General features: G+C 69.7%; 26 protein-coding genes, 1 tRNA gene and 1 pseudogene. 8 read left to right on the forward strand and 20 right to left on the reverse strand.

Features of this window, described 5'->3' with window-relative positions:
* Positions 1-275: 275 nt before the first annotated feature.
* The 7 genes from AC1DWR_RS08840 to AC1DWR_RS08870 all read right to left on the reverse strand — a co-directional run bounded on the left by AC1DWR_RS08840 (position 276) and on the right by AC1DWR_RS08870 (position 7,207).
* A complete protein-coding gene (locus AC1DWR_RS08840; RefSeq protein ID WP_477616015.1) occupies positions 276-956 on the reverse strand; it encodes an HAD family hydrolase in 681 nt (226 codons plus the stop codon).
* A gap of 35 nt (positions 957-991) precedes the next feature.
* Positions 992-1,948: a carbohydrate ABC transporter permease gene (locus AC1DWR_RS08845; RefSeq protein ID WP_477616016.1), complete on the reverse strand. Its 957-nt coding sequence runs from the start codon at positions 1,946-1,948 to the stop codon at positions 992-994.
* Positions 1,948-2,835 carry a carbohydrate ABC transporter permease gene (locus tag AC1DWR_RS08850; RefSeq protein WP_477616017.1) on the reverse strand — a complete coding sequence of 296 codons (888 nt, stop codon included), beginning with the start codon at positions 2,833-2,835 and terminating at the stop codon, positions 1,948-1,950. The genes AC1DWR_RS08845 and AC1DWR_RS08850 overlap by 1 nt, the downstream gene beginning before the upstream one ends.
* A 127-nt stretch (positions 2,836-2,962) precedes the next feature.
* Positions 2,963-4,318 carry an ABC transporter substrate-binding protein gene (locus tag AC1DWR_RS08855; protein WP_477616018.1) on the reverse strand — a complete coding sequence of 452 codons (1,356 nt, stop codon included), beginning with the start codon at positions 4,316-4,318 and terminating at the stop codon, positions 2,963-2,965.
* Positions 4,315-5,169: a PfkB family carbohydrate kinase gene (locus AC1DWR_RS08860; RefSeq protein ID WP_477616019.1), complete on the reverse strand. Its 855-nt coding sequence runs from the start codon at positions 5,167-5,169 to the stop codon at positions 4,315-4,317. Before AC1DWR_RS08860 ends, AC1DWR_RS08855 begins: the two co-directional genes overlap by 4 nt.
* 11 nt (positions 5,170-5,180) lie before the next feature.
* Positions 5,181-6,206 carry an SIS domain-containing protein gene (locus AC1DWR_RS08865; protein WP_477616020.1) on the reverse strand — a complete coding sequence of 342 codons (1,026 nt, stop codon included), beginning with the start codon at positions 6,204-6,206 and terminating at the stop codon, positions 5,181-5,183.
* A gap of 2 nt (positions 6,207-6,208) precedes the next feature.
* Entirely contained in the window at positions 6,209-7,207 is a 999-nt protein-coding gene (locus AC1DWR_RS08870; RefSeq protein ID WP_477616021.1) for an SIS domain-containing protein, read from the reverse strand.
* A 289-nt stretch (positions 7,208-7,496) separates the two neighbouring features.
* On the opposite strand from AC1DWR_RS08870, the gene AC1DWR_RS08875 reads away from it, so the two are divergent.
* Positions 7,497-8,588: a LacI family DNA-binding transcriptional regulator gene (locus AC1DWR_RS08875; RefSeq protein ID WP_477616022.1), complete on the forward strand. Its 1,092-nt coding sequence runs from the start codon at positions 7,497-7,499 to the stop codon at positions 8,586-8,588.
* A 230-nt stretch (positions 8,589-8,818) separates the two neighbouring features.
* Here AC1DWR_RS08875 and AC1DWR_RS08880 read toward each other — a convergent pair whose 3' ends face one another.
* Complete coding sequence (locus AC1DWR_RS08880) at positions 8,819-9,496, reverse strand: NADPH-dependent F420 reductase (protein ID WP_477616023.1); 678 nt, start codon at positions 9,494-9,496, stop codon at positions 8,819-8,821.
* Positions 9,497-9,624: 128 nt separating this feature from the next.
* Here AC1DWR_RS08880 and AC1DWR_RS08885 point away from each other — a divergent pair, with 128 nt between their 5' ends.
* Positions 9,625-10,221, forward strand: coding sequence for a TetR/AcrR family transcriptional regulator (locus AC1DWR_RS08885; protein WP_477616024.1), 597 nt, complete (start codon positions 9,625-9,627; stop codon positions 10,219-10,221).
* 150 nt (positions 10,222-10,371) lie between these two features.
* Here AC1DWR_RS08885 and AC1DWR_RS08890 read toward each other — a convergent pair whose 3' ends face one another.
* Positions 10,372-12,348 (reverse strand): amino acid transporter, encoded by a 1,977-nt coding sequence (locus AC1DWR_RS08890; RefSeq protein ID WP_477616025.1) that lies wholly within the window; start codon positions 12,346-12,348, stop codon positions 10,372-10,374.
* 139 nt (positions 12,349-12,487) lie between these two features.
* Between AC1DWR_RS08890 and AC1DWR_RS08895 the strand changes: the two genes are divergently transcribed.
* Complete coding sequence (locus AC1DWR_RS08895) at positions 12,488-12,658, forward strand: hypothetical protein (protein WP_477616026.1); 171 nt, start codon at positions 12,488-12,490, stop codon at positions 12,656-12,658.
* 112 nt (positions 12,659-12,770) lie between these two features.
* Here AC1DWR_RS08895 and AC1DWR_RS08900 read toward each other — a convergent pair.
* The 3 genes from AC1DWR_RS08900 to AC1DWR_RS08910 form a co-directional block, all read right to left on the reverse strand.
* Positions 12,771-12,846, reverse strand: a tRNA-Ala gene (locus AC1DWR_RS08900).
* A gap of 60 nt (positions 12,847-12,906) precedes the next feature.
* The gene (locus AC1DWR_RS08905) at positions 12,907-13,776 is read right to left on the reverse strand and encodes an anti-sigma factor family protein (RefSeq protein ID WP_477616027.1); all 870 of its coding nucleotides are present in this window, start codon (positions 13,774-13,776) and stop codon (positions 12,907-12,909) included.
* Complete coding sequence (locus AC1DWR_RS08910; RefSeq protein ID WP_477616028.1) at positions 13,773-14,285, reverse strand: sigma-70 family RNA polymerase sigma factor; 513 nt, start codon at positions 14,283-14,285, stop codon at positions 13,773-13,775. The genes AC1DWR_RS08905 and AC1DWR_RS08910 overlap by 4 nt, the downstream gene beginning before the upstream one ends.
* A gap of 130 nt (positions 14,286-14,415) precedes the next feature.
* Between AC1DWR_RS08910 and AC1DWR_RS08915 the strand changes: the two genes are divergently transcribed.
* Entirely contained in the window at positions 14,416-14,853 is a 438-nt protein-coding gene (locus AC1DWR_RS08915) for a DUF2231 domain-containing protein (RefSeq protein ID WP_477616029.1), read from the forward strand.
* Between the two features lie 89 nt (positions 14,854-14,942).
* On the opposite strand, the gene AC1DWR_RS08920 is transcribed toward AC1DWR_RS08915, so the two are convergent.
* The 6 genes from AC1DWR_RS08920 to AC1DWR_RS08945 all read right to left on the reverse strand — a co-directional run bounded on the left by AC1DWR_RS08920 (position 14,943) and on the right by AC1DWR_RS08945 (position 20,159).
* The gene (locus AC1DWR_RS08920; protein ID WP_477624267.1) at positions 14,943-15,872 is read right to left on the reverse strand and encodes a hypothetical protein; all 930 of its coding nucleotides are present in this window, start codon (positions 15,870-15,872) and stop codon (positions 14,943-14,945) included.
* 10 nt (positions 15,873-15,882) lie between these two features.
* On the reverse strand, positions 15,883-16,545 hold the full coding sequence (locus AC1DWR_RS08925; protein WP_477624268.1) for a GNAT family N-acetyltransferase: 663 nt from the start codon (positions 16,543-16,545) through the stop codon (positions 15,883-15,885).
* Entirely contained in the window at positions 16,545-17,018 is a 474-nt protein-coding gene (locus tag AC1DWR_RS08930; protein WP_477616032.1) for a MogA/MoaB family molybdenum cofactor biosynthesis protein, read from the reverse strand. Before AC1DWR_RS08930 ends, AC1DWR_RS08925 begins: the two co-directional genes overlap by 1 nt.
* Positions 17,015-17,446, reverse strand: coding sequence for a cyclic pyranopterin monophosphate synthase MoaC (gene moaC, locus AC1DWR_RS08935; protein ID WP_477624327.1), 432 nt, complete (start codon positions 17,444-17,446; stop codon positions 17,015-17,017). Before moaC ends, AC1DWR_RS08930 begins: the two co-directional genes overlap by 4 nt.
* Positions 17,447-17,514: 68 nt before the next feature.
* Complete coding sequence (gene glp, locus AC1DWR_RS08940; RefSeq protein ID WP_477616034.1) at positions 17,515-18,735, reverse strand: molybdotransferase-like divisome protein Glp; 1,221 nt, start codon at positions 18,733-18,735, stop codon at positions 17,515-17,517.
* Positions 18,732-20,159, reverse strand: coding sequence for a UTP--glucose-1-phosphate uridylyltransferase (locus tag AC1DWR_RS08945; protein WP_477624269.1), 1,428 nt, complete (start codon positions 20,157-20,159; stop codon positions 18,732-18,734). Before AC1DWR_RS08945 ends, glp begins: the two co-directional genes overlap by 4 nt.
* Before the next feature lie 29 nt (positions 20,160-20,188).
* On the opposite strand from AC1DWR_RS08945, the gene AC1DWR_RS08950 reads away from it, so the two are divergent.
* Positions 20,189-20,815, forward strand: a complete 627-nt coding sequence (locus AC1DWR_RS08950) for a 5-formyltetrahydrofolate cyclo-ligase (RefSeq protein ID WP_477624270.1) — start codon at positions 20,189-20,191, stop codon at positions 20,813-20,815.
* A gap of 2 nt (positions 20,816-20,817) precedes the next feature.
* Here the strand turns inward: AC1DWR_RS08950 and AC1DWR_RS08955 are convergent, their stop codons facing one another.
* Complete coding sequence (locus AC1DWR_RS08955; RefSeq protein WP_477624271.1) at positions 20,818-23,442, reverse strand: penicillin acylase family protein; 2,625 nt, start codon at positions 23,440-23,442, stop codon at positions 20,818-20,820.
* A gap of 47 nt (positions 23,443-23,489) precedes the next feature.
* Between AC1DWR_RS08955 and AC1DWR_RS08960 the strand changes: the two genes are divergently transcribed.
* Positions 23,490-25,064: a potassium/proton antiporter gene (locus AC1DWR_RS08960; protein ID WP_477624272.1), complete on the forward strand. Its 1,575-nt coding sequence runs from the start codon at positions 23,490-23,492 to the stop codon at positions 25,062-25,064.
* 148 nt (positions 25,065-25,212) lie between these two features.
* Positions 25,213-25,353 (forward strand): annotated as a pseudogene (locus AC1DWR_RS08965) (FmdB family zinc ribbon protein); the annotation flags it as partial.
* A gap of 14 nt (positions 25,354-25,367) precedes the next feature.
* Here AC1DWR_RS08965 and AC1DWR_RS08970 read toward each other — a convergent pair.
* Positions 25,368-25,712 (reverse strand): hypothetical protein, encoded by a 345-nt coding sequence (locus AC1DWR_RS08970; RefSeq protein WP_477624332.1) that lies wholly within the window; start codon positions 25,710-25,712, stop codon positions 25,368-25,370.
* On the opposite strand from AC1DWR_RS08970, the gene AC1DWR_RS08975 reads away from it, so the two are divergent.
* Positions 25,711-26,547, forward strand: coding sequence for an S-methyl-5'-thioadenosine phosphorylase (locus AC1DWR_RS08975; protein ID WP_477624273.1), 837 nt, complete (start codon positions 25,711-25,713; stop codon positions 26,545-26,547). The genes AC1DWR_RS08970 and AC1DWR_RS08975 overlap by 2 nt on opposite strands.

The following is a 26,547-nucleotide window of genomic DNA, read 5'->3' on the forward strand; positions in this document are numbered from 1 at the left end:
CAGGAGAATCCGACGATCTTCAGGAGCGATGGAGAGAGCAGTGACTGCTGACCCGAGGCAGTTCAGGACGCGATCAACGTCCTCCACGCTCGACTCCAGGACTTGCAGACGTCCCAACTCGTGCTCGCTGAGCGAGCCGCCTACATCGAAGGCAGCGGCGCGGCTGCCACTGGAGATGGCCGAATCCCTTACTGCGTCGCCTATGACCTTGTCGGTGAACGAATCCGTGCGATGCGTGCTTACGGCAGCATCGCGGAGTTCATGCCAGTTTCCCGCTAGGCCCCACTTGAGCGGCTGCCGAGGCGGGCTGCGAGCTGCAGTTCGTCCCCTACCTGCGCCATCGTCGAGCACACCGTGACCCCCGGACCGGCCAGGCGCTCGGCCGGCGTGAAGGCGGCATACCCGATGCAGTGCATGCCTGCTGCCCGCGCCGCTGCGACACCGGGCGGGCTGTCCTCGACCACCACGCACTCGCTCGGCCCCACTCCCATGGTGCGGGCCGCGTGGAGGTAGAGGTCCGGTGCGGGCTTACCGCGTGGCACGTCCTCTGCGCTGAAGATCCGTCCCTGGAAGCGTTCGTGCAGTCCCGTCGCGCCCAGCGTGCGCCGCATCTTGTCGTGGCTGCCGTTGGAGGCCACACAGGTGGCGATGCCCCGCTCGGTCAGCTCGTCGAGCAGCGGGACGATGCCCTCGACCGGTTCGAGCTCGGTGGCGTAGGCGGCGTCGTAGAGGTGCTCGAACTCGTCGTCCCAGCCGACAGGGAGCGGTCGACCAAGCTCCCGCTCGACCTCCGCCTGGAAGTACGCCTCCGAGCATCCCAGGAACCGCTCCATCACCTGGTCGGCGCTGAGCTCCCACCCGAGGCTCGTCAGAACCGTGGCACCTATCCTCGCCCCGATCGGCTCGGAGTCGACCAGCACGCCGTCACAGTCGAAGATGACCAGGTCCACAGCCACGCGGCCCTTTCAGTCTCGGAGGGGTGTACGGGGCGCTACTTGCCGATGCCGTCGGTCAGCCCGCGCAGGAACTGTCGCTGGCCGATGAGGAACAGCACGATCATGGGCAGCGCGGCCATGGTCAGCCCGGCGAACTGCACCGGCCAGTCTGTGAGCAGCCTGCTCTGCATGTCCATCAGCCCCACCGGCAGCGTCTTGAGGTCTCCGGTGCTGATGAAGACCAGGGCGAAGACGAACTCGTTCCACGCGAAGAGCGCCTGCAACAGTGCCGCGGAGACGAGGATCGGTCGACACATCGGCAGGATGACCTGCCAGAACGCCTGGGTGGGCGAGCATCCGTCCAACGTGGCCGCCTCGTCGACCTCGGAGGGGATGTCGATCATGTAGGCCCGGATGAGGAAGGTGGTGAAGGGAATGCGAAAGGCGGTGTAGAGCACGATGAGTGCCCAGTAGCTGTCGTAGATGTGCAGCCGCTGCAGCAGGCCGAAGAGGGGGATGAGCGCCACGGTCGGTGCGAGCATGAGCCCGCCGAGCAGGAGCCCGAGGATCGTCCCCCCAAAGGGGACACGCAGACGCACCAGCCCATAGGCAGCCCAGGCGCTGAGGAGGACCGTGGTGAGGATCGAGGCGGACGTCACCAGGACGCTGTTGACGAAGTAGCGCACGACCCCGGCGCTGCCGGCCCTGCCGAAGTTGCCCCAGCGCAGCTCGCCCGGCAGGCCCCATGGGCTCGCGAAGACCTCTTGGTTGCTCTTGAAGCTGCTGAAGACCATCCACAGCAAGGGATAGAAGACCGCGACGACGAGCAGTGCGAGCCCGAGCCACACGGCCAGGCGCGTTGCGCGGGCTCCGACGCGACGAGCTGCCCGCGTCGACCTCCGCACTGCCGGGGTGTCCGCCGACGTGGCCGGGGTCGAACTCGCCGCCTTCCGGCGGGTGGGGGTGGGGGTGGGGGTCGGGCTCGGGGTCGGGGTCGGGCTGGAGGCGGACATCACCATTGGATCCTCCGTCGGCGGCTGACGACGATCTGGACGGCGCCGATCGCGAGCGTGATCACGAAGATGACCGTGGCGATGGCGGACGCATATCCCATGTCGTCGTTGAGGAAGGCGTTGCGGTAGAGCCAGGTGCCGAGCACTTGGCTGGAGTTCGAGGGCCCACCTGCGGTCATGACCATCACCTCGTTGAACACGAGGAAGGCGCCGGAGACGGTGAGGATGATGATGAGCGTCGTCATCTCGCGGACCATGGGCACGGTCACCGAGAAGAACCTCCGGATCGGGCCAGCGCCATCGACCTTCGCAGCCTCGTGGAACTCCTTGGGAATCCGCTGGATCCCGACAACGAACAAGATCGCGGTGTAGCCGATGGACTGCCACTGGCTCATCGCGATGATGCTGCCCATGGCGGTGGCGGGCTCCCCGAGCCACGAGTGCTGCCAGCTCTCGAGCCCCACTGCTCCGAGCAGGCGGTTCACGAGCCCGATCTCGGGGTTGTAGAGGAACGAGAAGAGAATGCCCGCGACGGTGATCGAGATGACAGCGGGGATGAAGTAGATCGTGCGGAGGATGCCCCGCAGTCGTTCGTGCACGAACTCCTCGAGCAGGGCCGCCAGGACGAGCGAGAACCCGACCTGGAAGACCAGTGACACGATCGCGAACACCGTGTTGTTCCGCAGTGCCGTCCAGAAGATCGGGTCGTGGAACGCCGTGCGGTAGTTGTCGAGCCCGACGAAGGTCGGCGCGACCGAGAACGCGTTCCAGGAGAACAGGCTCAGCCGCAGGTTGTCGACGATCGGGTAGTAGACGAAGACCAGCAGCAGGACCAGCGCGGGCAGGACCCAGGCCAGCGACCGCCATCGCATCAACGTGGTGCTCATGTCATGCCCTCCTCGGGTGGGCGTTGGTCGGTCGACGCTGACCGACCGTGTCGAGGTCGGACCGGGTGGTCCTCGGTCAGTGGGGCGGGCAGGTCCCATGATCCGCCCGCCCCACCTGGGGGTGAGGTCAGCCAGCCTGCTTCTTGGCCTTGGCAGCGGCCTCCTGGACGCCGGTCATGACGTCCTTGCTCGTCTTCGAGCCGGAGATGACGCCCTCGATGCCGGAGAGGTAGGCGTTGGCCACCTCCGCGTTGGTCACCGTGTCGAGCCAGATCGCGAACTGGTTGGCCTTGCTGATGTCGGCGAGTGCTGACTGGAGCTGCGGGAACGAGTTCGCCGAGGTCGCCGACCCCTGGACGGGACTCAGCCAGCCGATGTCAGCCGTGAGCTTCGCGGCATTCTGCTGGGTGGTCATGAACTTGAGGACGTCGACGGCGAGCGCCGCGTTCTTGCTCTGGGCGTTGACCATGAACCCGTCCGGTGCGCCCGTCAGGGCTCCGACGTCACCGGCCGCCCCCTGGGGTGCGGGCAGCCGCATGAAGTCCCAGTTGTCGGCCAGCTCCTTCGGGGCACCGCCCTTGGCGGTCAGCACCTGGAACTCGACCGACTCCAGGTAGTGCATGGCGGCCTTGCCGTTGAGGAAGTTCGCCTGTCCGGCCTCGTGCGAGACGCCGTTGGCGTCCTTGCTGGAGCAGTGCGTGACGATGTCCTTGAACTGGTCGACCGCCTTGGCGTAGCCGGGATCCGTGAACGCACCCGTGGCCGGGTCGTAGTCCTTGGCGAGGGTTGCTGGTGCGACGTTGTACGCGTTGAGCTGGGTGATGTAGTGGATCGCGGGCCAACCGTACTGGTTGCCGAAGGCGATGGGCGTGTAGCCCGCCGTCCTCAGCTTGTCGCAGGCCACGATGAGCTCCTCGAGGGAGGCGGGGGCGCCGCTGATCCCGGCCTTGGTGAAGGCTGCCTTGTTGTAGGCCAGGTACTTCGCGTCGAGGTCGATCGGCACACCGAAGTTCTTGCCCTTGGTCTCGAACGCCTTGAGGGCGGCCGGCGAGAAGGTCTTGCCCCACTCGGTGTCGGGCCCGATGACCGACGTCAGGTCGGCGGCCAGACCGGCACGGACGAACTTGTTGGCGAAGTCACCGGCCCACGAGAAGTAGATGTCGGGCAGCTGCTTGGACGCCGAGAGCACCCGGATCTTGTCCTTGTAGGGCTGGTCGCCGACCTGCTCGAGCTTGATGGTGACCTTGGGGTTGGCCTGTTCGTAGGCCTTGGTCACGCTCTCGAAGTACGGGGCGTACTTGGGGTCGGCGAACTTGGTGACCATGGTGATGGTGCCCGACTTCTCGGCTGGTGCGGTGAGGCTCTGGCTGCTGGCTCCTCCCGCACCAGGGTTGGCCGTCCCGGGCGCGCCGCAGGCGGCCAGGGCCACCGCGGTCGCGGCGGCGAGCACGGCGAAGGATGCGCTGCGCGTGGTGTGCTTCATGTGAGGTCCACTCCTTTGTGGATGGGGTTGAGCGGTGCAGTGAGTCCCTCGAGTGAGGTCTCGTACCCGAAGGCGCCGAAGGTGGCGCAGGTGCTTGAGGCGTATGCCGTCGCGGCGCTCAGGAGCGTCGGGAGCGGGGTGTCGGCGATGAGGCCGGTGAGGAGCCGGCCGATGAAGGCGTCCCCGGCTCCGAGGGTGTCGACGACGGGAGTGGCCGGTGCTTGGGCGTGCACCACCTGTTCGCCCTGGAGTGCCACCGCACCGCCGGCGCCCATCGTGACCGCCACGAGGCTCGGACCGAGGTCCCGGATGCGCCGGGCCTCGTCGACCGCCTCGGCGACAGTGGCGAAAGGCAGTGAGCGGATGGCGATGTCGACGAGCGGTGCGTACTCCACGATGTAGTCCTGCGGGCGCTCGGAGAAGTCGAACGAGAGCCGTGGCGCCGCGGCGGAGATGTCGACCAGCTGGCCCTCGACCATGGAGCACTCCCCGGTGTGCACGATGGTCGCCGCTGCGACGGCAGCGAAGTCCGCCGACGTCAGCAGGAACCTCGACACACCGGGGTCCCCGTGGTCGAAGACGCGGTTCCCGTCGACGACCCGCACGTCCGCCGAGGCGTTCGGGCCCTCCACGATCCTCAGCATCGAGGTGTCCACCCCCTCGGCCACCAGGGCGTCGAGGACGGCGCGCCCGGCGAGGTCGGTGCCAACCGCACCGATGTATGCCGCGCCGGCGCCGCACCGACGCCCGTGCACGGCCACGTTGACCGCGTTTCCTCCGGGGTAGAGCACCCCCCGTTCGAGGTACCGGTCGACGACGTTGTCGCCGAGGGTGAGCAGGGTGACGTTCATGAGGCCGTCCTTCAGTACGCCATGCGGCGGTAGTAGCGGCGGGTCGTCAGCGGGTGGTCACGGAGCACCTCGAGGTGGGCGCTGACCCGCTCGAGCAGGGCAGCCAGGATGACCGGCGACACGAGGGCCCGCGTGGTCTGCGAGATCCCGGGCAGCTCCACGTCAGCCGTGTCGAGGACGAGCAGCTTCTCGGTGAGGCCCGACACGAAGCGCTCCACCCGGTCTGCCAGGGGCCGGGTGGCGTCCTCACCCTTGAGGAGGATGACGCTCACCTCAGCCTCGACGAGCTCGAGGGTGCCGTGGAAGAAGTCCGAGGCGTGCACGGGGCGCGTCCGGATCCACTGCATCTCCTCCAGGATGCACATGCCGTAGTAGAAGGCCTCGGGCCACGTGGTGCCCGACCCGGTGACGATGTGCCACGGGTCGGCCGCGATCGCCTCGGCGAACGCGGACGCTCGCTGCTCGAAGGCGCCCTTGGCGTCGAGGAGGAGCTCGGGCAGACGTGTCAGCTCGGCGACGACGGCTGCGTGGTCCTCGAGCACGCCCGTGCGCGTCAGGATCGAAAGCGACAGCAGGAGCGACTGGAGGTAGAACGACTCGCAGGACGTGTCGTCCTCCGCGAAGTTCACGAGGCTGACATCGGCCTTGATGCCCAGCGGGGTGTCGGGGTGGCCGGTGAGGACCAGCACCCGTGCGCCGGCAGCCTTGACGAACTCGAGGGCCGCGATGCTCTCGGCGGTGGTTCCGGACAGGGACGGGATGACCACCAAGGTGTCACGACCCACCGTGGCCGAGCCGGTCAGGACGAGCTCGGCCGGCAGCACGACGTCTGCGCGGAAGGTCGAACGGTCGCGGAGCAGCGCGGCGGCGGGCTGCATGAGGATGCCCGCGCCGCCGGCTCCGGCGAAGACCACGTTGGTCACGCCGGAGCCGAGGGCGTCAGCCACCACGGCGTCGATCTGCTCGGCAAGGCCCACGGCACCCGTCTGGATGCGCAGGTAGCGGGCCGGGTCGAAGTTGAGCAGGTCAGCGGTCATGCTCAGTACTCGACCTTGAACATGTAGCGACGCGTCTCGAGGTCGTGACCGCGGACCGACTCGTAGTGCTGGGCGAGGCGGTTGGCCAGCGCACCCACGACGATCGGCGAGACGTCGCCTCGGACGGACTCGGGGATGCCGGGCAGCTCGAGGTCGCGCACGTCGACGTACTGCGCCTTCTTGCAGTACTGGTCGAGGAAGCTCTTGGCCCGCTCCCCCATGGGCCGCGAGGCGTCGTCGCCGACCCACAGCAGGACGGCGGTGTCGTCGTCGACCATCTCGAAAGCGCCCTGGAAGAACTCACCGGAGTTGAACGCCGCGGCGTGCTTCCACTGCATCTCCTGAAGGAAGCACATCGCCAGGCCGTAGGCCCAGCCGTAGCTGGGGCCGGACCCCAGGACGTACGTGATCGGCTCGTCCTTGAACGCGTCGGCGATGTCGGCGAGCTCCGGCTCGGCCTGCTCGACCGCGTGCCGGACGGCGCCTGGCAGTGCAGCAAGGGCCTGGTCGACGGCGTCGGTGTCCAGCTCGGCGCCGGTGGCGGCGAGCAGCTCGAAGGCGACGACCAGCTCGAACAGGTCGCTCTTGCCGGTGAACGCCTTGTCAGCCGCCTCGGCGAGGGGGCTGCCGGGCTTGGCGGCGGCGATGACCGTCGCGCCGGTGGCCTTGGCGGTCTTGGCGGCGGCGACCGTCTCCTTGGTCGTGCCGGTGTAGGACGCCAGCACGACCAGTGAGCCGGGACCCATGAGTGCGGGGACGGCGGTGTTCAGCTCGTCGCTCTGGACCTGGAAGGCCGGGAACGACGCCTTCTGCTGGAGCAGGTAGTGGGCCGGGTAGCTGCAGATGATGGAGCCGCCGGCGCCGACGAAGTAGACGTTGCGCAGCCCGCGCTCCACGACGTCGCGGACCACGGTCGCGATCGCCTCGCGCTCCGCGACGGTGGCCGTCAGCTTGTCGACGATGTCGGCGTCGATCGGCTTGAGGGGAAGGGTTTCGGTCATCGGTGCTCCTGGTTCCAATCCGCGAGTGGCTCGCTTTTGATAACGTTCTCAACCTGATGGGTGAGAACGTTCTCAATCCGCTCGGCTCCTGTCAAGAGGTTTCCCGGAAATTGGTCAGATCCCCTGCGCCAAGGCAGTCCGACACCGGCTAAGGTCAGGCCAGGAAGTCGGCGGTGGTGAGCCGCGGACGGGTCACCCGGACCCGCGCGCTCGCGGCGACCGACCGGCATACCGGATGACTCGACAGACCGCCAAAACCGTTGGTATGACACGCATTCGAAGGAGCGCTGTGAGCAGGAGCGTGGAACCGCGCGGCATCGCCACGGTGCCAGATGTCGCGCGTGAAGCGGGGGTCTCCACTGCCACCGCCGCCAGGGCGCTCGGCGGCTACGGCTCGGTGCGCGAGAGCACCCGGGAACGCGTGTTGGCCGCCGCGGAACAGCTTGGTTATCGAGCCAACAGCCTCGCGCGCAGCATGATCACCGGGTCGACGCGCACCCTCGGCGTCGTGATGTCAGACATCGAGAACCCCTTCTTCCGTCGTTCACTGCGCGGCATCGCCGACACGGCGCGGGCTCAGGGTTTCGAGGTGCTGCTGGCCAACACCGACGAGGAGCTCGACAAGGAGGAGACCGCTGTCAGGGTGATGACGGAGCGACGAGTTGACGGCTTGGTGGTGTGCCCGGCGGACGGCGGCGACAGGTCACATCTCAGCGAAGTGATTGCGGCCGGCATACCGGTGGTCCTGCTGGACCGGAGCGTGGCCGGCCTGCAGGCCGACACCGTCGGCATCGACAACCGCAAGGCCGCGCGGACTGCCACCGAGCACCTGCTGGCCCATGGCCACCGCGACATCGCGATCCTCACCGGTGGGACGCACGCGATGCTGGAACGCATGCTGCGTCCCGACATGAAGGGCGTCGAGCGGGCGTCGGCAACGACTGTCGGCGCCCGCGCGGCCGGGTTCCGCGACGCGATGACGGCGGCAGGTGTCCCGATCCGACCGGAGCTGATCTCCTCCGGTGGCTACCGACGCGAGGACGGGGAGGCTGAGACGGCCAGGCTGCTGGCGCTGGAGGACCGGCCCACGGCGATCCTCGCCTTCGACGCCATGCAGTCGCTCGGGGCGTTCCACGCCATAGCGCGCGCGGGGATTCGTTGCCCGGAGGACGTGTCCCTGCTCGGCTTCGACGACACCGAGTGGGCTGACCTGGTCAGCCCGGCGTTGACTGTCGTCGCCCAGCCGACCTACGAGATCGGGGTGGCGGCGTGCCGCCTGCTGCTGTCACGCATCGAGGGAGCAGGGGGCGCGGTGGCGCATCGACGGCTGCCGACCGAGCTCATCGAACGCGGCTCGGTAGGCCCCTGGCCCTCGTCCTGAGGGGCGAGCTCGGGGTGCGATGGGGACACACCGCCTAGCGGTCACATGGCAAGACGGTTGCACCACAGCATCCCCTGCCCGCATTGTCGGGCAGGGGACGCTTCGTCATTCGTGTGCGGTCCTACGTGTGATGTCAGGAGCGCTCGTTGGGCTGCCGCGCGAGCTGTTCGCTCCAGGTTCTGCGGCCGTGTGCTCCATCGTCGAACCCCGGCCGTGCGGCGGTTACAACTTCAGCGGACGATTCTGAAGTTGAAGGTGGCAGTGCCAAGGGCGCCCATGAGCCGCAGCCAGACGGGCAGCAGCATCTCGGTGCCGCGCGCGGTGGTGATGTCGCCGAGGTCGATGACGTCGGTGTGGCCGAAGCTCTTGAGCAGCTCGGTGACCGTCGCCTTGGCCGCCTCGTCGTTACCCGAGACGAAGACCGACGACTCTTGGCCGAGGTCCTTGGGGTTGACCATCAGCGCGGCGGTGAGCGTGTTCAGGGTCTTGACGACATGCGCCTGCGGGAAGGCGCGCTGGATCTGCTCGCCGAGCGAGTCGGTGTCCTTGACCCACAGGGTGGGAGGGAAGCCGGCCGAGAAGTCGAGCGGGTTCGAGATGTCGAGGATCGGCTTACCCGCCAGGTTGTCGGCACCCGCGGCCTCGAGGGCGGGGAGGGCGCCAAAGCCGCTGGTCGCGTTGACGACGAGCTCTGCCGCGCCGGCGGCGTCGGCGAACGTGGCCAGTCCGGCCGAAGGGTGTGCTGCGAGCCAGGTGCTGAACGGCGGGTTGCCCATGCCGTCGGCCTCGTCGCGGAGGCGCGTGGCCTCGGGGTCGCGGGTGCCGACGACGACGTCGTGGCCGAGCTCGAGGAGGCGGCCTGCGAGGGCCTGTCCGACCATGCCGGTACCGAGGACTGCGATGTTCATGATGACTCCTGGAAGCGGTTGCGTGCTTCATAGACAGATCTGTCTACCTCGCCACGGAACCTAACAGACAGATCTGTCTACTTGCAAGGTATGCTGTGACACGCCCCTACCGCCGCACGAGGAGCCCGATGTCCATCGCCACCCCGACGCGCCCCAGCGCTGCTCGCGAGCGCATCCTGGACTCCGCCTTCGCGCTGTTCTACGCCCGCGGCATCCGGGCCGTGGGGGTTGACCTGATCATCGCCGAGTCGGGGGTGGCCAAGGCGACCTTCTACAAGCACTTCCCAGCCAAGGACGACCTCGTGGTCGCCTACCTGGGCAAGGTCGACGACGTGTGGTCCGGGCAGCTCCACGACGCAGCCGCAGCAGCCGGCCCCGACCCTGCCGATCAGCTCGTCGGCCTGTTCGACGCCTTGGGCAGCGCGTGCCGCCGGGAGGGCTACCGCGGCTGCGCGTTCATCAACGCCGCGGCCGAGTCGCAACCGGGCACCCCGGTCCACGACCGGACCGTGGCCCACAAGGCGGCCGTCCTCTCGTGGGTGCGAGGGCTGGCCGAGCAGGCCGGGGCGCGCGACCCCGACAGCCTGGCTCGCTCTCTCACCCTGCTGCTCGACGGCGGGCTGGCCAGCGGCGCCCTCGACGCCAGCCCTGACGCGCCTGAGGCAGCGAAGGCTTCGGCACAAGCACTGGTCGATGCTGCGGTTGTGCCAGGCCGCGCCGACTGACCGCCAACCGTCAGAAGGTGTGTGGGGAAGTTCAGCTTCAGCTTGCTGGCCAGCTGCCAGTTGGTGTTCCTGGTGACCATGCCGAAGGTGTCGGCCACGGTCGTGTCCGTGGTGTGGGCAGAGCGGGTGGCCGCGTGCCCCGGGTAGCGGTCAGCTGACGTGGATGCTGGGCCGTTGGGTCGGGTCGGGTTCAACCTTGCGGATGATCTCGCGGACCACAGGTGGGGTGTCACCCCGTCCCAGAAGCAGGTAGCGCAGCAGGTGTACGACTGGGGACCCTTCGGACCACTCGAAGTGACAGTGCGGGTGCAACCCGGTCGCGTCACGCAAGGCCAGCAGCACGGCGGCGATGGCGTTCGGCGCCGCCGGGCTCGCCACCCGCAGGATCCGGTAGCCGGCCACCTCGACGCCCTGCACCCGCAGCACGTCAGCGAAGTCGGACGGGTCGTCGATGTCGACCTCCAGGAACAGCACGTCCGAACGGCCCGGAACCGGGTTCATGGACCGCTGCTCGGCCTCCTTGGCGACGTACTCGGCCTCGTCGCCGGCCTGGCGCTTGTTCGCGATGATGTTCAGCAAACCGTCATGGGCGACGGACTCCTCGATGAATCGGCGCGCGTCCTCGTCGAACTCGATGTGATCGACCCGCAGCTCCGTGGTCCGGCTGATTCGCGACACCAGCGACACCACCACGATGCCCAGGATGAACAACCCGGAGATGGCGATGCCGTCCGGCTTCTCGCGGATGTTCTCCACCAGCGCGTACAGCAGGATGAGAGTCAGGACCGCGAACCCCGCTCCCGCGACCTTCTGGGCGTGCCGGTAGGCGGAGATGGTCACGGCGACGGCGCCGGAGACCATCATGGCCAGGATTCCGGTGGCGTAGGCGCCCGCTTGGGCGTTGACGTCGGCGCCGAACGCGAAGGTGATGACGATGCAGATGACCGTGTAGACAAGCACCACCGGGCGCACGGCCCGGCCCCACTCCGGCGCCATGCCGTAGGCCGGCAGGTAGCGGGGCACGATGTTGATCAGCCCCGCCATGGCGGACGCGCCGGCGAACCACAGGATGAGGATGGTGCTGATGTCGTACACGGTGCCGAACCCGTCACCGAACAACTCATGCGCCAGGTACGCCAAGGCGCGCCCGTTGGCCTCCCCGCCCGTCTTGAACGCCTCCGCCGGGATGAGCACCGTCGTGACGAAGCTGGTCGACAGCAGGTAGACGGACATGATGAGCGCGGCACCTGCGAGGAGCTTGCGGGTGTTGCGAATCCGAGAGGCCAGCTTCTCCTTGGCGTTCTCGCCGTCGGCAGCGACGAGCGGCATCATCGACACCCCCGTCTCGAACCCGGACAGGCCAAGCACCAGCAGCGGGAACGCGATGACGGCGGGCCCGATCGCCCCGCTCAGGCCGCCGCTGTCTGACAGGGCGGACGTCCAGGCGGACAGGGCGCCGTCGGTGGTGAAGACCTCGACGATGCCCTTGACGACGACCACAGCGTTCAGGGCCAGGAACACGGCCACGAGCGGGATGGCAACGCTGACAGCCTCGCTGAAGCCGAGCAGGAACACCCCACCCAGGACCAGCAGGAGGAACACAGTGATGGCCACGGCGTGCCCGTGCAGGGCGTCGGGGAAGAACGGGGACTCCAGGACGTGCACCGACGCGTCCGCGGCGGACAGGGTGATGGTGATGATCCAGGACGTGGCCACGAAACCGAGCAGGACCAGCACGAAGACCTTGCCGCGCCAGAACGGCAACAGGTCCTCCAGCATTGCCACGGACCCCTGGCCGTGCGGGCTCTCCTTGGCGACGCGGGAGTACATCGGCAGCATCCCGAGGAGGGTCAGCAGGACGATGAGCAGCGTCGCCAAGGGCGAGAGAGCCCCGGCGGCCAGTGCGGCGATGCCGGGCAGGTACGCCAAGGTGGAGAAGTAGTCGACCCCGGTCAGGGTCATCACCTTCCACCACGCGTGCGGCTTCGCGTGCTCCTCGCCCGACTCCGGCCCGACCGGCTGCACCCGGTGCTCGAGCAGCCACTTGGCTCCCGGCCTGGTTGAGGCCGCGGGCTTGGCGGGACTTGGCACGCGGGCGGGCATGACCAGCGGGTCTGAAGCGTTCATGTCGTCTCTCAGCTGTGAAGGTGGGGCGGGGCCACCTTACGGGCGACGGGGCTGTGGCCAGTGCCGCCCGCCACGGTGCCCGCACTGCGCCACGGCAGCGCTGCTACGTTCGCGGCATGAGGCGAAGGGCTGAGCAAGCATGAGCACGGCAGTCCGTCTGGTTCTGGCCGTCGCGGCAGCTCTCGGAACGCTCGCCATCGGCAGGGCAGCCTCGGCCCGGGAGGACAACCAGCGGATGTCGGTGCCGATGACCGTCGGCGTCGGCGTGGCGCTGCTCGCCGTGTACATCACCGTCGCCCTGTCCGTGTAGACGGCGTTGAGCCCGAGCCCGCGTTGCCGCCGGGGGAACGCAGAAGACCCAGCCGGGGTGAACCGGGCCGGGCCTTCTGTCGGTGAAAACGACACCTTGTGTCGTCACCTCTTGGTGGAGCTGAGGGGATTCGAACCCCTGGCCTTCTCATTGCGAACGAGACGCGCTACCAACTGCGCCACAGCCCCTGATGCGGACGAAACAATAACACCCGCACGGCGCGCGACGGAAAACAGTCGTGCCGCAGGTCAGGTCAGGCTCGCTCGCATCACCGTGTGACCGGTGTCGACCTGGCGGATCTCCACGGCCGCGATCTGCGCCACCGGAAGGGTGGACACCCCGACCGGGTGCATGATGCGGTCAGGCCGTGCGGTCCAGTCCCGCAGCTCGGTGGCTCGCCCGGCCCGGTCCACGACCCAGATCGCGTAGTTGATCCGGTAGTCACCACCGGAACCAGCAGCGCCTCCTGAACCACCGGAGCTGCTGGAGGTCCGGGTGCCGCTCGGGCTGCCGGTTCCGGTCGTGCTCCCTGCACTGCCCGTCTGGCGGGCGTACTGGCACTCGACACGCAGCTCGGTGCCATTCGCGATGGGCACGACGTCGACGACGGCCGTCATCAGGGACGGTTCTACCGCGGTGAACGCCAACCGCCCCGCCACCACGCCTCCGGGCAGGGTCGGCCCGGTCGTCGAGCCGGTGCCGCCGGAAGGTGGGCCGTCCCGCCAGGCGTTCGAGGCGGCATACCCGCCGACGCCTCCGATGAGGAGGGCGGCCGCTGCGGCGGCCACGGGAGCCAACCAGGTGCTGCGACCGAGTCCGGTGGGACGGGTCGGGAGGGCGGGCATCAACGAGGCCGGGGGCTCGAGGTTGAGGACGTCGCGATCGGCATCCACGCCGGCGGCACCTCCCGAACCGCCCGTGCCGCCAAGGTCGATGGCGAGGACCTCGCCGGGTGGCAGCTGAGCGAGCAGGCCCGGCAGCCCGGCCAGCTCGGCCACCGCGGCGCGGCAGGCGGGACACCCCGCGAGGTGCTCTTCGTACTCGCGGCGCTCCGCCACGGCCAGGGCGCCCAGCACGTAGGCGGCATCCCAGTCGGTGTACTCGTCGGGGGCGCTCATCGTCCGGTCACCCCTTTCTCCTGCAGGACCAGTCGCAGGCTGCGCAACCCGTAGTGGAGCCGCGACTTCACGGTCCCCTCCGGCACCTTCAGCTCGGCCGCGATCTCGGCCACGGTTCTCCCTTCGTAGTAGGCGGCAGCGATGACCTGCCGGTGCTCGCGCGAGACGGAGGAGAGCGCATCGGTCAGCAGCCAGCGGTCCAGGACCTCACCGGACCGGTCGCCGACGCCCGGCTCGACGAAGTCGATTCCCGCGACCTCGTGCCGTGACGCGGCACTGCGCCAGCGGTCCACCACCAGGTTGCGGACCACCGTGAACAGCCAGGCTCGCGCCTGTTGTTCCGAGCGGGTGCCGAGCCCGGGGTCGCGCCAGGCACGCAGCAACGACTCCTGCACGACGTCCTCGGCGACCTGTGGGTCCCGGGTCAGCCGCAGCGCGAAACGCCAGAGCTCCGACGCATGGCGATCGTGCAGGCCCTGCAGAGCCACTTCCCGCTGACTCGTCGCCACGTCCGGCATTCCTCCCGCCCAGTCGACACCACCGATCCTCCCCGCACCGGGGACTCGCCGTAAAGGACGAGACAGCGACGCGCGTGGTTCAGCGCGTGAACCCCGGGGGGCTCGGCTACGTTCCTCGGTCATGGAGATCAACGGACTTCCGGCCCACGTCCTGCTCGTGCACCTCGTCGTCGTGCTCCTGCCGCTGACCTCCGCCGCCGCGGTGCTCGTGAGCGCCTGGCCCGCCGCCCAGCGCAAGCTGACCTTCCTGGTCCCCCTCGGCGCCGTGATCGGCGCGCTCGCCGTGCCCGTCACGACCCGGGCCGGCAACGACCTCGCCGCCAAGCTCGGCAACCCGCCCTTCCTCAAGGAGCACGAGAACTACGGCGACAAGGTGCTCCCCTGGGCCGCGGCCCTCGCGGTGACGACCCTCGCCCAGTGGCTCTACCTGCGTCGTGGCACGGCCACGGTGCCGCGCGCCCTGCTGGGGATCCTCGTAGTCGCCAGCGCCGTGGGCACCGGGACGATGGTGGTCCTCACCGGTGACTCGGGCGCGCAGGCGGTGTGGGGCAACAGGTAGTCCACCCGTCCCCCACCGCGCCGCCGCTGGCGACGCGAGGGTCGACCAACGCGAGGGTCTGGCGGCGCGCGGGTCTGGCGGCGCGCGGGTCAGGCGCCGGCGACCCGGCGCTCGGGGAGGTCCTCGTATGCCGCGTACTCGGTGTCCGCGTCGCCGACCAGGTCCGCGGACGTGGGGGCGGGACGGGTCACGCGGGACTTCATCGTGTAGGTCGGACGCGGCACGGGCACGGGATCCCAGGTCAGCGGGATGTCGTCCTCGTCCACGAGCATGCGGGCCGGGACGCGCCCGGCTTCGGGCGTGACCGCGGCGGGCGCGGCCACCTCCACAGTGCCTGCCTGGAAGTCGAACAGCTCCGGCTTGGCCGGCTGCGCGGCGAGGGGCTCGGCGTCGACGACCGCCTCGACCTCGACGCGCTCGGCAACGTCGACATCGACGGCGTCGACCGGGTGGGAAGCCATCGGTCGCGACTGGACCGGACGCTGCACCTGCTCAGAGCGCTCCGAACGGGCGGGGCGGGACGCGACACGGGAGCGACGTTCGGCCTGCGCCGCGGAGCGGGCCCAGGCCACGGCGCCGCCGACGGACACCAGCGGCACCAGCAGGGTGAGCAGCGGGAGCAGCGAGAGCGCCACGAGCGGCACGGCCACGACGACCGTCGACAGGGCGCCCAGCATGATCAGGGCCCGGTTGCGCCGGGCCACTGCGGGGTTGGTCCTGGGAGCCGGGCGTTCGGCCTCCGGTGGGGTCGGCACCTCGACGTGGGCGGTCTCGGCACGCTTCACGAGCACCTGGGGACGCGCGGCGCGCGCCGGAGTCACGGCATACGAACGCGGTTGCGGCGTCGAGAGGTTGGTCGCGGGCAGCGGGCTGCGGCGCTCGAGGACGCGCATCGACTCGGAGAACTGGTCGACCGAGCGCGCGGTGGCGAGGTGCTCGCGACGACGCACCCAGTACTGCACGAAATAGGCAGCCCAAACCGCGATGATGACGAGGAAGACAAGACTGCTGGGCTGCACGGATACGAGGCTAGGTCTCTTGCGCGGGCGCACCGGGGACGTGGGGCGGTGTGTCGCCAATGTGACTGGTGTGGTTGGTGTGCAATCGCTCGAGCAGGGATTGTCCGCCCAGGTCCTCGGTCGTCAGGGCGAAGGTGCGGTGGTCGCGCCAGGCCCCGTCGATGTGCAGGTATGCCGCCCGCACCCCTTCGTCGCGAAAGCCCAGCTTGCGCACGACGGCCAGGCTGTTGGCGTTCTCGGGGCGGATGTTGACCTCGATGCGGTGCAGCTTCATGGAGCCCAGGGCGTGGTCGCCGGCGAGGGCCAGGGCCACCGGGGCGACGCCGCGCCCGGCGACCGACTCGTCCACCCAGTACCCCGCCGAGAGCGACAGCAGTGACCCGTAGGAGATGCCGAACAGCACCATCTGACCCACGATGCGACCCTCGAGCCGGATCGTGAGCGGCAGCATCCGCCCGGCCCGCGCCTCCGTGCGGTAGTGCCGCACCAGCCCGGCGAACGAGACGTAGTGCGCTTCCTGGCTGGGCGAGGTCGCATCCCAGGGCCCCAACCACTCGCGGTTGCGGCTGCGCACCTCAGTCCACTCGGCCCGGTCCCGACGACGCAGCGGGTCGAGCAGCAGCTGCTCCCCGCCCGGGGTTCTTCCCCGGAGCTCGACGGGCCAGACGGCCATCAGTGGTCGCCGCCGCGAATCTGCGAGAGTGCGTGCGGCAGCACGGCTTCGAGCACCCCCAGCCCGTCGCGGACCCCCCCGGTCGACCCGGGCAGGTTGACCACCAGGGTGCTGCCCGCGACTCCCGCCAGGCCGCGCGACAGGGCCGCCGTCGGCACGCCGCCCGCGAGCCCGGCGCCGCGGATGGCTTCGGCCAACCCGGGCACCTCGCGGTCGAGCACGGCCCGCGTCGCTTCGGGGGTGCGGTCCGTGGGCGACAGCCCCGTGCCACCCGTGGTGACGATCACCCCAGGTATGCCGGCCAGGGCCTCCGCGAGCGCCTCACCGACCGCTGGGCCGTCAGGCACGACCACGGCGTCGCCCACCTCGAATCCCCACTGCCGCAACGCCTCGACGATGAGGGGGCCGCCGCGGTCGGGATAGACGCCACCAGCGGCGCGGGTCGAGCACGTGATGACGACCGCCGTGTTCACGGCTGTTCCACCCAGTCGCCGGAACGGCCGCCAGACTTGGCGGTGACGCGGATGTCGGTGATCCGGGCGTGCTTGTCGACCGCCTTGACCATGTCGACGAGGGCGAGGGCCGCGACCGCGACGGCGGTCAGCGCCTCCATCTCGATGCCCGTGCGGTCGGCGGTGCGGACAGTGGCGCCGATGTCGACGCCGTCGTCGGCCACCGCCAGGTCGACCTCGACCGCGTGGACGGCGATCGGGTGGGCGAGCGGGATCAGCTCAGGGGTGCGCTTGACGGCCTGGATGCCGGCGATCCGCGCGACTGCGAGCGCGTCACCCTTGGGCACGTTCCCGCCGCGTAGCGCGGCCACCGCCTCGGACGACAGCAAGACCCGACCTGCTGCTGAGGCCTGTCGGGCAGTCACGTCCTTGGCGGAGACGTCGACCATGTGCGCCGACCCGTCCGGTCGCACGTGCGTCAGCCCCGGAGGCCGCGGACGCTCAGCGGGGTCGAGGCTCACATCCCCTCCCGGCCCAGCAGTGGCAGGCACATCAGCTCGTCGCCCGCGGCGACGTCCACGACGTCTTCGGGGATGACAGCCAGCGCGTCGGCCGCTGCGAGCGCACCGAGCATGTGCGACCCCTGGCCCCCGGCGAGTCGGGCCCGGTCGTCGTCGAGGATCACCCGCACGAACTCCATCTTGCCCTTGACCGAGCCGAACGGCTCGGCCGCCACGGCGGGGACGTAGCCCGGCGGGTAGGACGGTTCGGGGCGGCCGGCCATGGCCCGGAGCGCCGGTGCGACGAACACGTGGAACGACACCAGTGCGCTCACGGGGTTGCCGGGCAGGGTGAACACGGGGACCTGTTCCTCGCCGAGCACCCCGAACCCCTGGGGCATGCCGGGGCGCATCGCCACCTTGTCGAACTGCATCGTGCCGACGCGGGACAGGACCTCCTTGACGGTGTCGAAGGCTCCCATCGAGACGCCGCCGGTCGTGATGATGACGTCGGCGCGGACGAGCTGGCCCTCGAGGGTCTCCATCAGGGTGCGGGCGTCGTCCGGGACCCCACCGACCCGGAACGGAGTGGCGCCCACCGCGGTCACGGCGGCGGTCAGCATGACCGAGTTGGAGTCGACGATCTGGCCGAAACCCGGAGTGCGACCCACCTCGACGAGCTCGTCCCCGGTCGAGATGACGACGACCCGCGGCCGGGGGACGACCCGCACGCGCGCCGTCCCGGCCGCCGCCAGCAGGGCGATCTGTCCGGGACCGAGCAGGGTGCCACGGCGCAGAACGACGTTGCCGGCCTCGACGTCCTCACCGACCTCGCGCACGTGCGAACCCACGGCGCGGCGCTCCCGGATCTCCACCCGCACCACCCCACCGTCGGTCGCCTCGACCGGCACGACGGCGTCTGCGCCGTGGGGCATCGGAGCGCCGGTCATGATGCGCATGGTCTGGCCGGTGGCCAGCGACCACGCCTTGGTGTTGCCCGCCGCGATGTCGTTGACGACGGGCAGGACCACCGGGGACTCGGCACTGGCGGTCGCGATGTCCGCGGCGTGCACGGCATACCCGTCCATCGCGGAGTTGGTGAAGCCCGGCAGCGACCCACGGGCCTCGACGTCGGCCGCGAGGATGCAGCCCTGGGCGTCGAGAACCCCGAGGTCGAACGGACGGATCACCTTGACGGTGCTCAGGATTCGGTCCAGGTGCTCTTCGACGCTGATCACGGGGTGGTCGCTCCTTCTGCCTGAGGGAGGGTGCTGCCGTCGGGAATGGTGCGCGGCTCGTCCGCCTCGACCACCACGTCGCCCACGCACCGGATCTGCGCGCCGAAGGTCACGTCACCGCGCACCGTGAGGGACGTGCACTCGATCATGGAGGGGGCGCCGCCGGGGAAGCGGGAGTCGAACTCGTGGATCAGCGTGTAGTGGTCGTCGAGGTCGACCCGCGGGTCGGGTCGCGGCGACTGGGCCACCACGTCGAACCCGTCACCGAAGCCGTAGAGGTCCGAGCGCAGCATGAGCAGCTCGTTGGTCGTCTTCACCGGTCGGAACCGGCGCCTGGGCACGTGCAGGGCGCGCGACCCGTCGAACACCTCGATCGCGGTCCCCATGGCCGACTCGACCTGGATCACCGGGGTCGAGTCCTTGCGACCCGGGTCGACAGTCTTGCGGTTKACGATGATGGGCAGGCCGAGGACGCCGTCCCTGGCCGACATCTGGGCCTCGAGGGCGTCGAGGTCCACCCACAGGTTGTTGGCGTGGAAGAGCGAGTGCCTCTGGGTGTCCTGGAAGTGCTCCTGGTCCTCCGGTGCCACCATGGCGCTCTCGCGCAGCACCACCCTGCCGTCGCTGCGACGCAGGGCCAGGTGGCCACCCTTGCGGTCGTTGGCAGTGCGCTCGCACACCTCGGACACGTAGGGGATGGACTCCCGTGCCATCCAGGCCGGGATCGCGGGGTCGCACGTGGCCCCGAGGTTGTCGGAGTTGGACAGGAACGCGTAGCGAAATCCCTTGTCCCGCAACGCTGCGAGCACACCGCTCGCCACCAGGGCCACATAGACGTCTCCGTGCCCCGGAGGGCACCACTCGAGGTCCGGGTCGTCGGGCCACGACACCGGCGCGAGGTCGTCGGCCCGCAGCTTGGGCTCGGCGTTCTGCAGGAAGTCGAGCGGCAGCCCGTCGATGGCAAGGTCGGGGTACCCCGCCAGAGCTGCCAGGGACTCGTCGCGGGTGCGGAAGGAGTTCATCAGCACGAGCGGGACCTTGACCCCGTGCCGCTCGCGCAGGGCGAGCACCTGCCGGGCCACGACGTCGAGGAAGGTCAGCCCGTCGCGGACCTCGAGCACCGACTTCGGGCCGGACAGCCCCATGCTGGTGCCCAGGCCACCGTTGAGCTTGATGACGGCCGTGCGGGCCAGTGCCTCGGTCACCTCGTCCCCGTCGGCAGGGTCGGCTGGGTCGGCAGGGTCCACCGTGATGCTCTCGAGCGTCGTCACGTCGCGCAGGGGCTCGATGTCGTCCTCCGCGATCAGGCCGGTCCTGCCCGCCTCCAGCTGGGCGTAGGCGTCCTCGAACACGTGGATCGCCATCGGGTCGACCCCCCGCTCGGTCATGCGTGCGACCGCCTGCGCCAACCCTTCCTTGCTCATGACGGGCAGCCTAGTGGGACGATCTGGAGGTGCCCCTGTCCACCAAGACCGCCGTGCGACAGCGCCTGAGCGCCTTGCGCCGCGAACGCGTGCCCGGGCGCGACCGCGCCCGCGACGCGGAGGAGCTTGCCCTGTCCGCCCTCGAGCTCGTGTATGCCGGTGGGCTGGTTCGCGGCGACTGGGTCGCCGCCTACGAGGCCACGCCGCTGGAGCCGCCCACGGAGGCGATGATCGAGGCATTGTCCGCGCGCGGCATACGGGTGATGGTGCCCGTGACCCTCGAGGACTGGGACCTGGACTGGCGCCAGGTAGGCAACGAGGAGGCTCGGGGCAGCGAGGAGGCCCGGGGCGCGGAGGAGCCGCTCGGCAAGGAGGCCATCGCCCGGGCCGCCGTGGTGTTCCTGCCAGCCCAGGGGGTTGACCGGTCCGGGACCCGGATCGGGCGGGGCAAGGGATGCTACGACCGGGTGATCCCCCGGACCAGCGCGCACCTGGTCGCGGTGGTCCACCCGTGGGAGCTGCTGGACGAGGACCTGCCGAGCGAGCCGCACGACCGCCGCGTGCACGCGGTCATGACGGCCGAGACGGGGGTCGTCGAAGTCGGGCCGGGGACCTCGCGCGCCCTGCCCACGCTGCCGGCTCAGTCGGGCGACTGAGCTCAGCTCGACGAGCCGCTGGGGACCAGGCTCAGCTCGTCGCCACCGGCATCCCGGACGGCCTTCTCGCTGAACGGCCAGTCGAACAGCTCGTTCTTGGCCCAGGCGTCGGTCTGGTCGTTGTAGTGGTCGGCGAAGGCGTGACCGCTGTTGCCGGTCTGGTTGACCCAGCGCGACTTGTCCAGGTTGGACAGGTCCACCACCATCCGCATCGACGGCGCCCAGTCGACGCCGTAGCCCTGGCCCTTCGTGCACTCCTCGGGTGGCTCGGTCGTGGTGCAGGCGGCGTTCCAGCCGTTGGCGTCCACGATGGCCGAACCCCCCGGCATGTTGATGGGTCCGCGGTTGAAGAGCTTGGCCACGATGCCGGGCACGTCCTCGCCGCCGAGCACCTGGTGCGTCAGGGTGAGCTGGTGCAGCTGGCCCCACTGCCACTCCCCGGGCTCCTTGCCCAGCTCCATCGTCAGGTCGAGCCGTGCCTTGACCATCGCCTTGCGCAGGATCTCCGACTGGCCCTCGGCGACCCCGGGGGTGCGCTTGTCGTCCCACCAGGCGGAGCGCGGCTTGCTCAGCAGCACCGAGACCGCCTGCATCCACTGGTCGCCACCATCGGCGCGCAGGTCCTTCGGGAGCTCGTCGTCGAACGTCAGGTCCAGCAGGCTCGACCAGACCGCGTTGTAGTAGGCCGCAGCCGCGCCGGACTCGCTCTTGCCCACCGGGTTCGTGTAGTCCCAGCCACGAAGCAGCTCCTGCGCCTGCTTGGTGAAGTCGTCGCGCCCCAGGTCGACCTTGAGCAGCGCCTTGACCAGGGTGGGTGCGAACTGGCTCCGGGTGTCGCCCTGGATCGACGACATGGTGGCCGGGGTGACCTTGGTGTTCTTCTCCAGGAGTGAGCGGATGCGCTGGCTCCGGAAGCCGTAGTCCCACTCGGTCGTGAGGAAGGGGTTTCCGCTCTCGGTGACGGCCTGGTTGGCCGCGACGATGAAACCCTCGGACGGGTTGTAGGTGTGAGGCATCGAGTCGAAGGGCACGTAGCCCTGCCAGTCCCACGACGACACCCAGCCCGGCCTGATCCAGTAGCCCGGAGCGGCCTCCATGTAGCGGCTGCGGATCGGGATCCGCCCCGGCGCCTGGTAGCCGATGTTGCCGGCCGTGTCGGCGTAGAGGAGGTTCTGCGCGGGAACGGCGAACTGCTCTGCGGCAGTGCGGACCTGGTCGAAGTTCTGGGCGGTGTTGAGCCCGAAGATCGCATCGGCGGTCTGGCTCACCTCGATGCCGGTCCACTGCAGCGCGACCTCGTAGGACCCCGGGCTCGGGCGCCCGTTGACAGGTGGACTCTCACCGGCGCTCGCGACGCTCTCGAGGGCGTCGGAGAGGATCGGGCCGTGGACGGTGCTGCGGACCGTGATGGTCTGCTCACCGCCGCCACCGATCTTGATCGTCTCGGTGCGCATGGTGAGCGGGACCTGCTTGCCGTCGCGCAGGTAGGTGTTGCCCCGCACCTGCTCGAGGAAGAAGTCGCTCACGTCGGGTCCGAGGTTGGTGAAGCCCCACGCGATCGACTGGTTGTGGCCGATGACCACACCGGGCAGCCCCGAGAACGAGTAGCCGGCCACGTCGAAGGGACAGCTGCTGCTGACCGACCGGCAGTGCAGACCGACCTGGTACCAGATGCCGGGGATCGAGACGCCGAGGTGGGGATCGTTGGCCAGCAACGGTTTCCCGGTGCTCGTGCGACTCCCGCCGACGACCCACGAGTTGGACCCGATCCCGTCACCGCGACCCATGGTCTCCGGGACCGCCGCGAGCGCACGCTGCACCACGGCATACGCGCGCTGTGCGTCCTTGCCGGTCTCCTTGGCGAGGTCGCCGGCCGGGACGGCCGAGCTCGCCGACGTCGAGGAGCTGCTGGGTGACCAGTCCTGGGGGGAGAGGATCGGCTTGTTGGTGTCGTAGGGATAGGGCGGGAACAGCTCGTTGATCTGGGCCGTGGACATCGAGCCCGCGAGGCGCGCCCGCATCAGCTCCGCGCTGTAGTCACCGCGCAGGTCCCAGGCCATCGCCTTGAGCCACGCGAGGGAGTCGGCCGGTGTCCAGTCCTCGACCCGGTAGTCGTTGACCTTCTGGCCGAGGACGACGTACTCGAGCGACATGTTCGACGGGCTGCCCTGCCGGTGGATGTAGGCGTTCACCCCGTCGGCGTAGGCCTGCAGGTAGCGGCGCGTCTCGGGCTTGAGGGTCGGCAGCTCGGCCTCGGCGACCCGCCGCCAGCCGAGGGTGCGGATCACGAGGTCGGTCTTGAGACCGGCCTGACCGACGAGCTCGGAGAGCCGTCCAGCGGTGATGTGGCGGCGCAGGTCCATCTCGAAGAACCGGTCCTGCGCGTGGACGAATCCCTGTGCCTTGAACAGGTCGTCGGCGCTGTCGGCGTAGATCTGCGGGATGCCGCGATCGTCCCGCAGGACGCTCACCTTGCCGGTCAGCCCAGGGACCTTGATCTCCCCCTCGGTCGTGGGGAACGGACGACGCACCCAGGTTACCGCGAGTACCGCGACAATTCCGATGACGACGACGAGCAGGGCTGCCACAGCCACGGCAATGCGGCGGGCAAGAAGGGCGCGAGACACCCTGCGAGACTATCCGCACCACACCGAGGGAAAGGACGTGACGGGCCGTGCGCGCTGCGATCCCCCCGAGTGGGCTGCCGTGGTCCATCGCGTCCGACGCGTCGGGCTCGTTCACGCTGCACGACCTCACCCCGGCGCTGCTCATCGGCTCGGTCGTCCTGCTCGTCTCGGTGGCCGCGGTGCGGCTCTCCCTCAAGTCGGGACTGCCCTCGCTGCTGATCTACCTCGGCATCGGCCTGGCCATCGGTGAGGCGGGGCCATTCATCCAGATCCGGTTCGACTCCAACGAGCTCACCCAGGTGCTCGGCTACGCCGCCCTCATCCTCATCCTGAGCGAGGGCGGCCTGAGCACCAGGTGGGAGGGCATCCGCCGCTCGATCGGGCCTGCGGCCGTGCTGTCGACCGTCGGGGTCATCGTGTCGGTGGGCGTGGTCGCGCTGGCTGCGCGGTTCGTCCTGCACCTCGACTGGAACACCGCCCTGCTCATCGGCGCGATCCTGTCCTCGACCGACGCCGCGGCAGTGTTCTCGGTGCTGCGCCGCGTGCCACTCCCCCGGCGGATCACCGGGATGCTCGAGGCCGAGTCCGGCTTCAACGACGCCCCGGTGGTCATCCTCGTGACCGCCCTCGCCGCCCGGTCGGCCGACCCCGCGGACGCAGAGAGCTGGGTCACCCTGGCGCTCAAGGCGGTCGCCGAGCTCGGCGCCGGTGCCGCGATCGGCCTCGCCGTGGGGTGGGCGGGCGGCCAGTTCATGCGACGAGCGGCCTCTGGTTCCTCGGGTCTGTTCAGCATCGGGGTGGTCGCCCTCACCGTCCTTGCGTATGCCGCGGCGGCCAGTGCGCACGCCAGCGGCTTCATCGCCTGCTACCTCGCGGCCCTGGTGCTGGGCAACCTGCGGCTCCCCCACGGGCCGGCGGTCCTCGGGCTCTCGACCGCCCTGGGCTGGCTCGCCCAGATCGGGCTGTTCGTGCTGCTCGGACTGCTGGCGTCGCCGGGCGAGATGGGTGACCAGATAGTCCCTGCCATCGTCATCGGCCTCGTGCTGCTCCTCGTCGCGCGACCGCTGTCGGTGCTGGTGTCGGTCTCGCCCTTTCGGCTCCGGTGGCCCGACCAGGTCTTCCTGTCGTGGGCCGGCCTGCGCGGCGCCGTTCCCGTCGTCCTCGCGACCGTGCCGCTCACCGTGGGCGCGAAGAACGTCCCCTGGATCTACGAGCTCGTCTTCGTGCTCGTGGTCATCTTCACCCTCGTCCAGGCGCCAACGCTGCCGTGGGTCGCCCAGAGGCTGGGCATCGTCGAGGACTACGCCACCCTCGACCTCGCCGTCGAGGCCACACCCCTCGAGGAGCTCCAGGCCGAACTCATGCAGGTGACCGTGGGACCGGCGTCCCGGCTGCACGGGGTCGAGGTGTTCGAGCTGCGGCTGCCCGAAGGCGCCAACGTGACGCTCGTGGTGCGCGCGGGCAAGGGCTTCGTGCCGGAGAACAACACGGTGATCCGCCGCGGCGACCAGCTGCTGATCGTCTCGACCGCCGAGGCCAGGAGCCGGGCCGAGAAGAGGGTCCGCTCGGTCAGCCAGCACGGCCGCCTGGCCGGCTGGAAGGACGGCGGCGGGAAGAAGTAGCCGCCCCGGCCGGCCCGTGGCGGGGGCTCCTCACGGGTTCAGCGGGAAGAAGCAGGCCTCGCGCGGCCTTATAGTTGGCAGTCGAGCCATGACAGTGCCAGCGTCGCGGCCCGCGACCGCCAGCTAGAACGCCCCTTTGGAGGAACCCGTGCCGACGTACTCCTACGCCTGCACCGAGTGCGACCACCGCTTCGACGCGGTGCAGTCGTTCACCGACGACTCCCTGACCGTCTGCCCCGAGTGCGACGGCCGGCTCCGCAAGGTCTTCAACGCCGTCGGGGTCGTCTTCAAGGGTGGCGGCTTCTACCGCACCGACTCCCGGAGCAGCTCGTCCGCCTCCGTCCCTGCCCCTTCGGGTGCGTCGGGTTCGTCGAGCAGCTCCTCCAGCGAGTCGTCGAGCAGTTCCTCCAGCGAGTCGAAGAGCACCTCGAGCGGGTCCGGGTCGAAGAGCACGTCGTCCGCCGCGTCGTCGTCGAAGTCCGCCGACGGTTCGGCCGCCTGACCCAACCCTTGGTGCCGCGGCGACCACGCGGCATACGTCGACATCGCCCGTCCCTGTCCACAGGGGCGGGCGTCGTCGCGTCCCCGTCCACAGGCGCCGGTGACGCGCAGGCGCGGGCGGCCCGGCGCTGCGTAGTCTGCTGACATGACCTCGACGACTCCCCGCGCCGACCTGGGACTGATCGGAGGCTCCGGCTTCTACGAGTTCTTCGACGCCGCGGAGCGGGTGAGCGTGAGCACCCCGTTCGGCGAGCCGAGCGACGACCTGGTGATCGGGGAGGTCGACGGGCGGCGCGTCGCCTTCATCGCCCGGCACGGCCAGGGACACCGGTTTCCCCCGCACCGGGTGAACTACCGCGCCAACCTGTGGGCGCTGCGCTCGGTCGGGGTGCGCCAGGTGCTCGCGCCGTGCGCGGTGGGTTCGCTGCGCCCCGAGCTGGGACCGGGCACGATCGTCGTACCCGACCAGGTGGTCGACCGCACCTGGGGCCGCGAGCACACCGTGTATGCCGCGGAGGGGCCGGTCGTGCACGTGGGCTTCGCCGATCCCTACTGTCCGCGCGGGCGGGCCGTCGCCGTCGAGTCTGCTACTGCCGCAGGCAAGTCCGTGGCCGACGCCGGGACCTTGGTGGTCATCAACGGGCCGCGCTTCTCGTCCAAGGCCGAGTCGACCTGGCATCAGCAGGCCGGCTGGACCGTGGTCGGGATGACGGGCATGCCGGAGGCGTCCATCGCCCGCGAGCTCGCGATGTGCTTCACGACCATCGCCCTGGTGACCGACCACGACGCCGGGGTCGACGGTGGCGAGGCAGTCACGCACGAGGAGGTCCTGGCAGTCTTCGCCGAGAATGTCGACGGGCTCAAGCAGGTGCTGCGTTCGGCTCTGGGCGCCATGCCCGCCGAGGAGTCCGATGCCGACGCGACCTGTGGGTGCCGTCGCGCGCTCGACGGGATCACCCTGCCCTTCGCGCTACCGGGCTAG

It is taken from the genome of Pedococcus sp. P2_E2 (genome assembly GCF_056403955.1).

Coding starts and splice junctions, on each gene's coding strand:
- AC1DWR_RS08845 (WP_477616016.1), bottom strand. CDS start 1,948: ATGTCCGCCTCCAGCCCGACCCCGACCCCGAGCCCGACCCCCACCCCC.
- AC1DWR_RS08880 (WP_477616023.1), bottom strand. CDS start 9,496: ATGAACATCGCAGTCCTCGGTACCGGCATGGTCGGACAGGCCCTCGCA.
- AC1DWR_RS08850 (WP_477616017.1), bottom strand. CDS start 2,835: ATGAGCACCACGTTGATGCGATGGCGGTCGCTGGCCTGGGTCCTGCCC.
- AC1DWR_RS08895 (WP_477616026.1), top strand. CDS start 12,488: ATGAGCACGGCAGTCCGTCTGGTTCTGGCCGTCGCGGCAGCTCTCGGA.
- AC1DWR_RS08890 (WP_477616025.1), bottom strand. CDS start 12,348: ATGAACGCTTCAGACCCGCTGGTCATGCCCGCCCGCGTGCCAAGTCCC.
- AC1DWR_RS08925 (WP_477624268.1), bottom strand. CDS start 16,545: ATGGCCGTCTGGCCCGTCGAGCTCCGGGGAAGAACCCCGGGCGGGGAG.
- AC1DWR_RS08970 (WP_477624332.1), bottom strand. CDS start 25,712: ATGTCAGCAGACTACGCAGCGCCGGGCCGCCCGCGCCTGCGCGTCACC.
- moaC (WP_477624327.1), bottom strand. CDS start 17,446: ATGGTCGACGTCTCCGCCAAGGACGTGACTGCCCGACAGGCCTCAGCA.
- AC1DWR_RS08905 (WP_477616027.1), bottom strand. CDS start 13,776: ATGAGCGCCCCCGACGAGTACACCGACTGGGATGCCGCCTACGTGCTG.
- AC1DWR_RS08865 (WP_477616020.1), bottom strand. CDS start 6,206: ATGACCGCTGACCTGCTCAACTTCGACCCGGCCCGCTACCTGCGCATC.
- AC1DWR_RS08975 (WP_477624273.1), top strand. CDS start 25,711: ATGACCTCGACGACTCCCCGCGCCGACCTGGGACTGATCGGAGGCTCC.
- AC1DWR_RS08915 (WP_477616029.1), top strand. CDS start 14,416: ATGGAGATCAACGGACTTCCGGCCCACGTCCTGCTCGTGCACCTCGTC.
- AC1DWR_RS08885 (WP_477616024.1), top strand. CDS start 9,625: ATGTCCATCGCCACCCCGACGCGCCCCAGCGCTGCTCGCGAGCGCATC.
- AC1DWR_RS08860 (WP_477616019.1), bottom strand. CDS start 5,169: ATGAACGTCACCCTGCTCACCCTCGGCGACAACGTCGTCGACCGGTAC.
- AC1DWR_RS08870 (WP_477616021.1), bottom strand. CDS start 7,207: ATGACCGAAACCCTTCCCCTCAAGCCGATCGACGCCGACATCGTCGAC.
- AC1DWR_RS08855 (WP_477616018.1), bottom strand. CDS start 4,318: ATGAAGCACACCACGCGCAGCGCATCCTTCGCCGTGCTCGCCGCCGCG.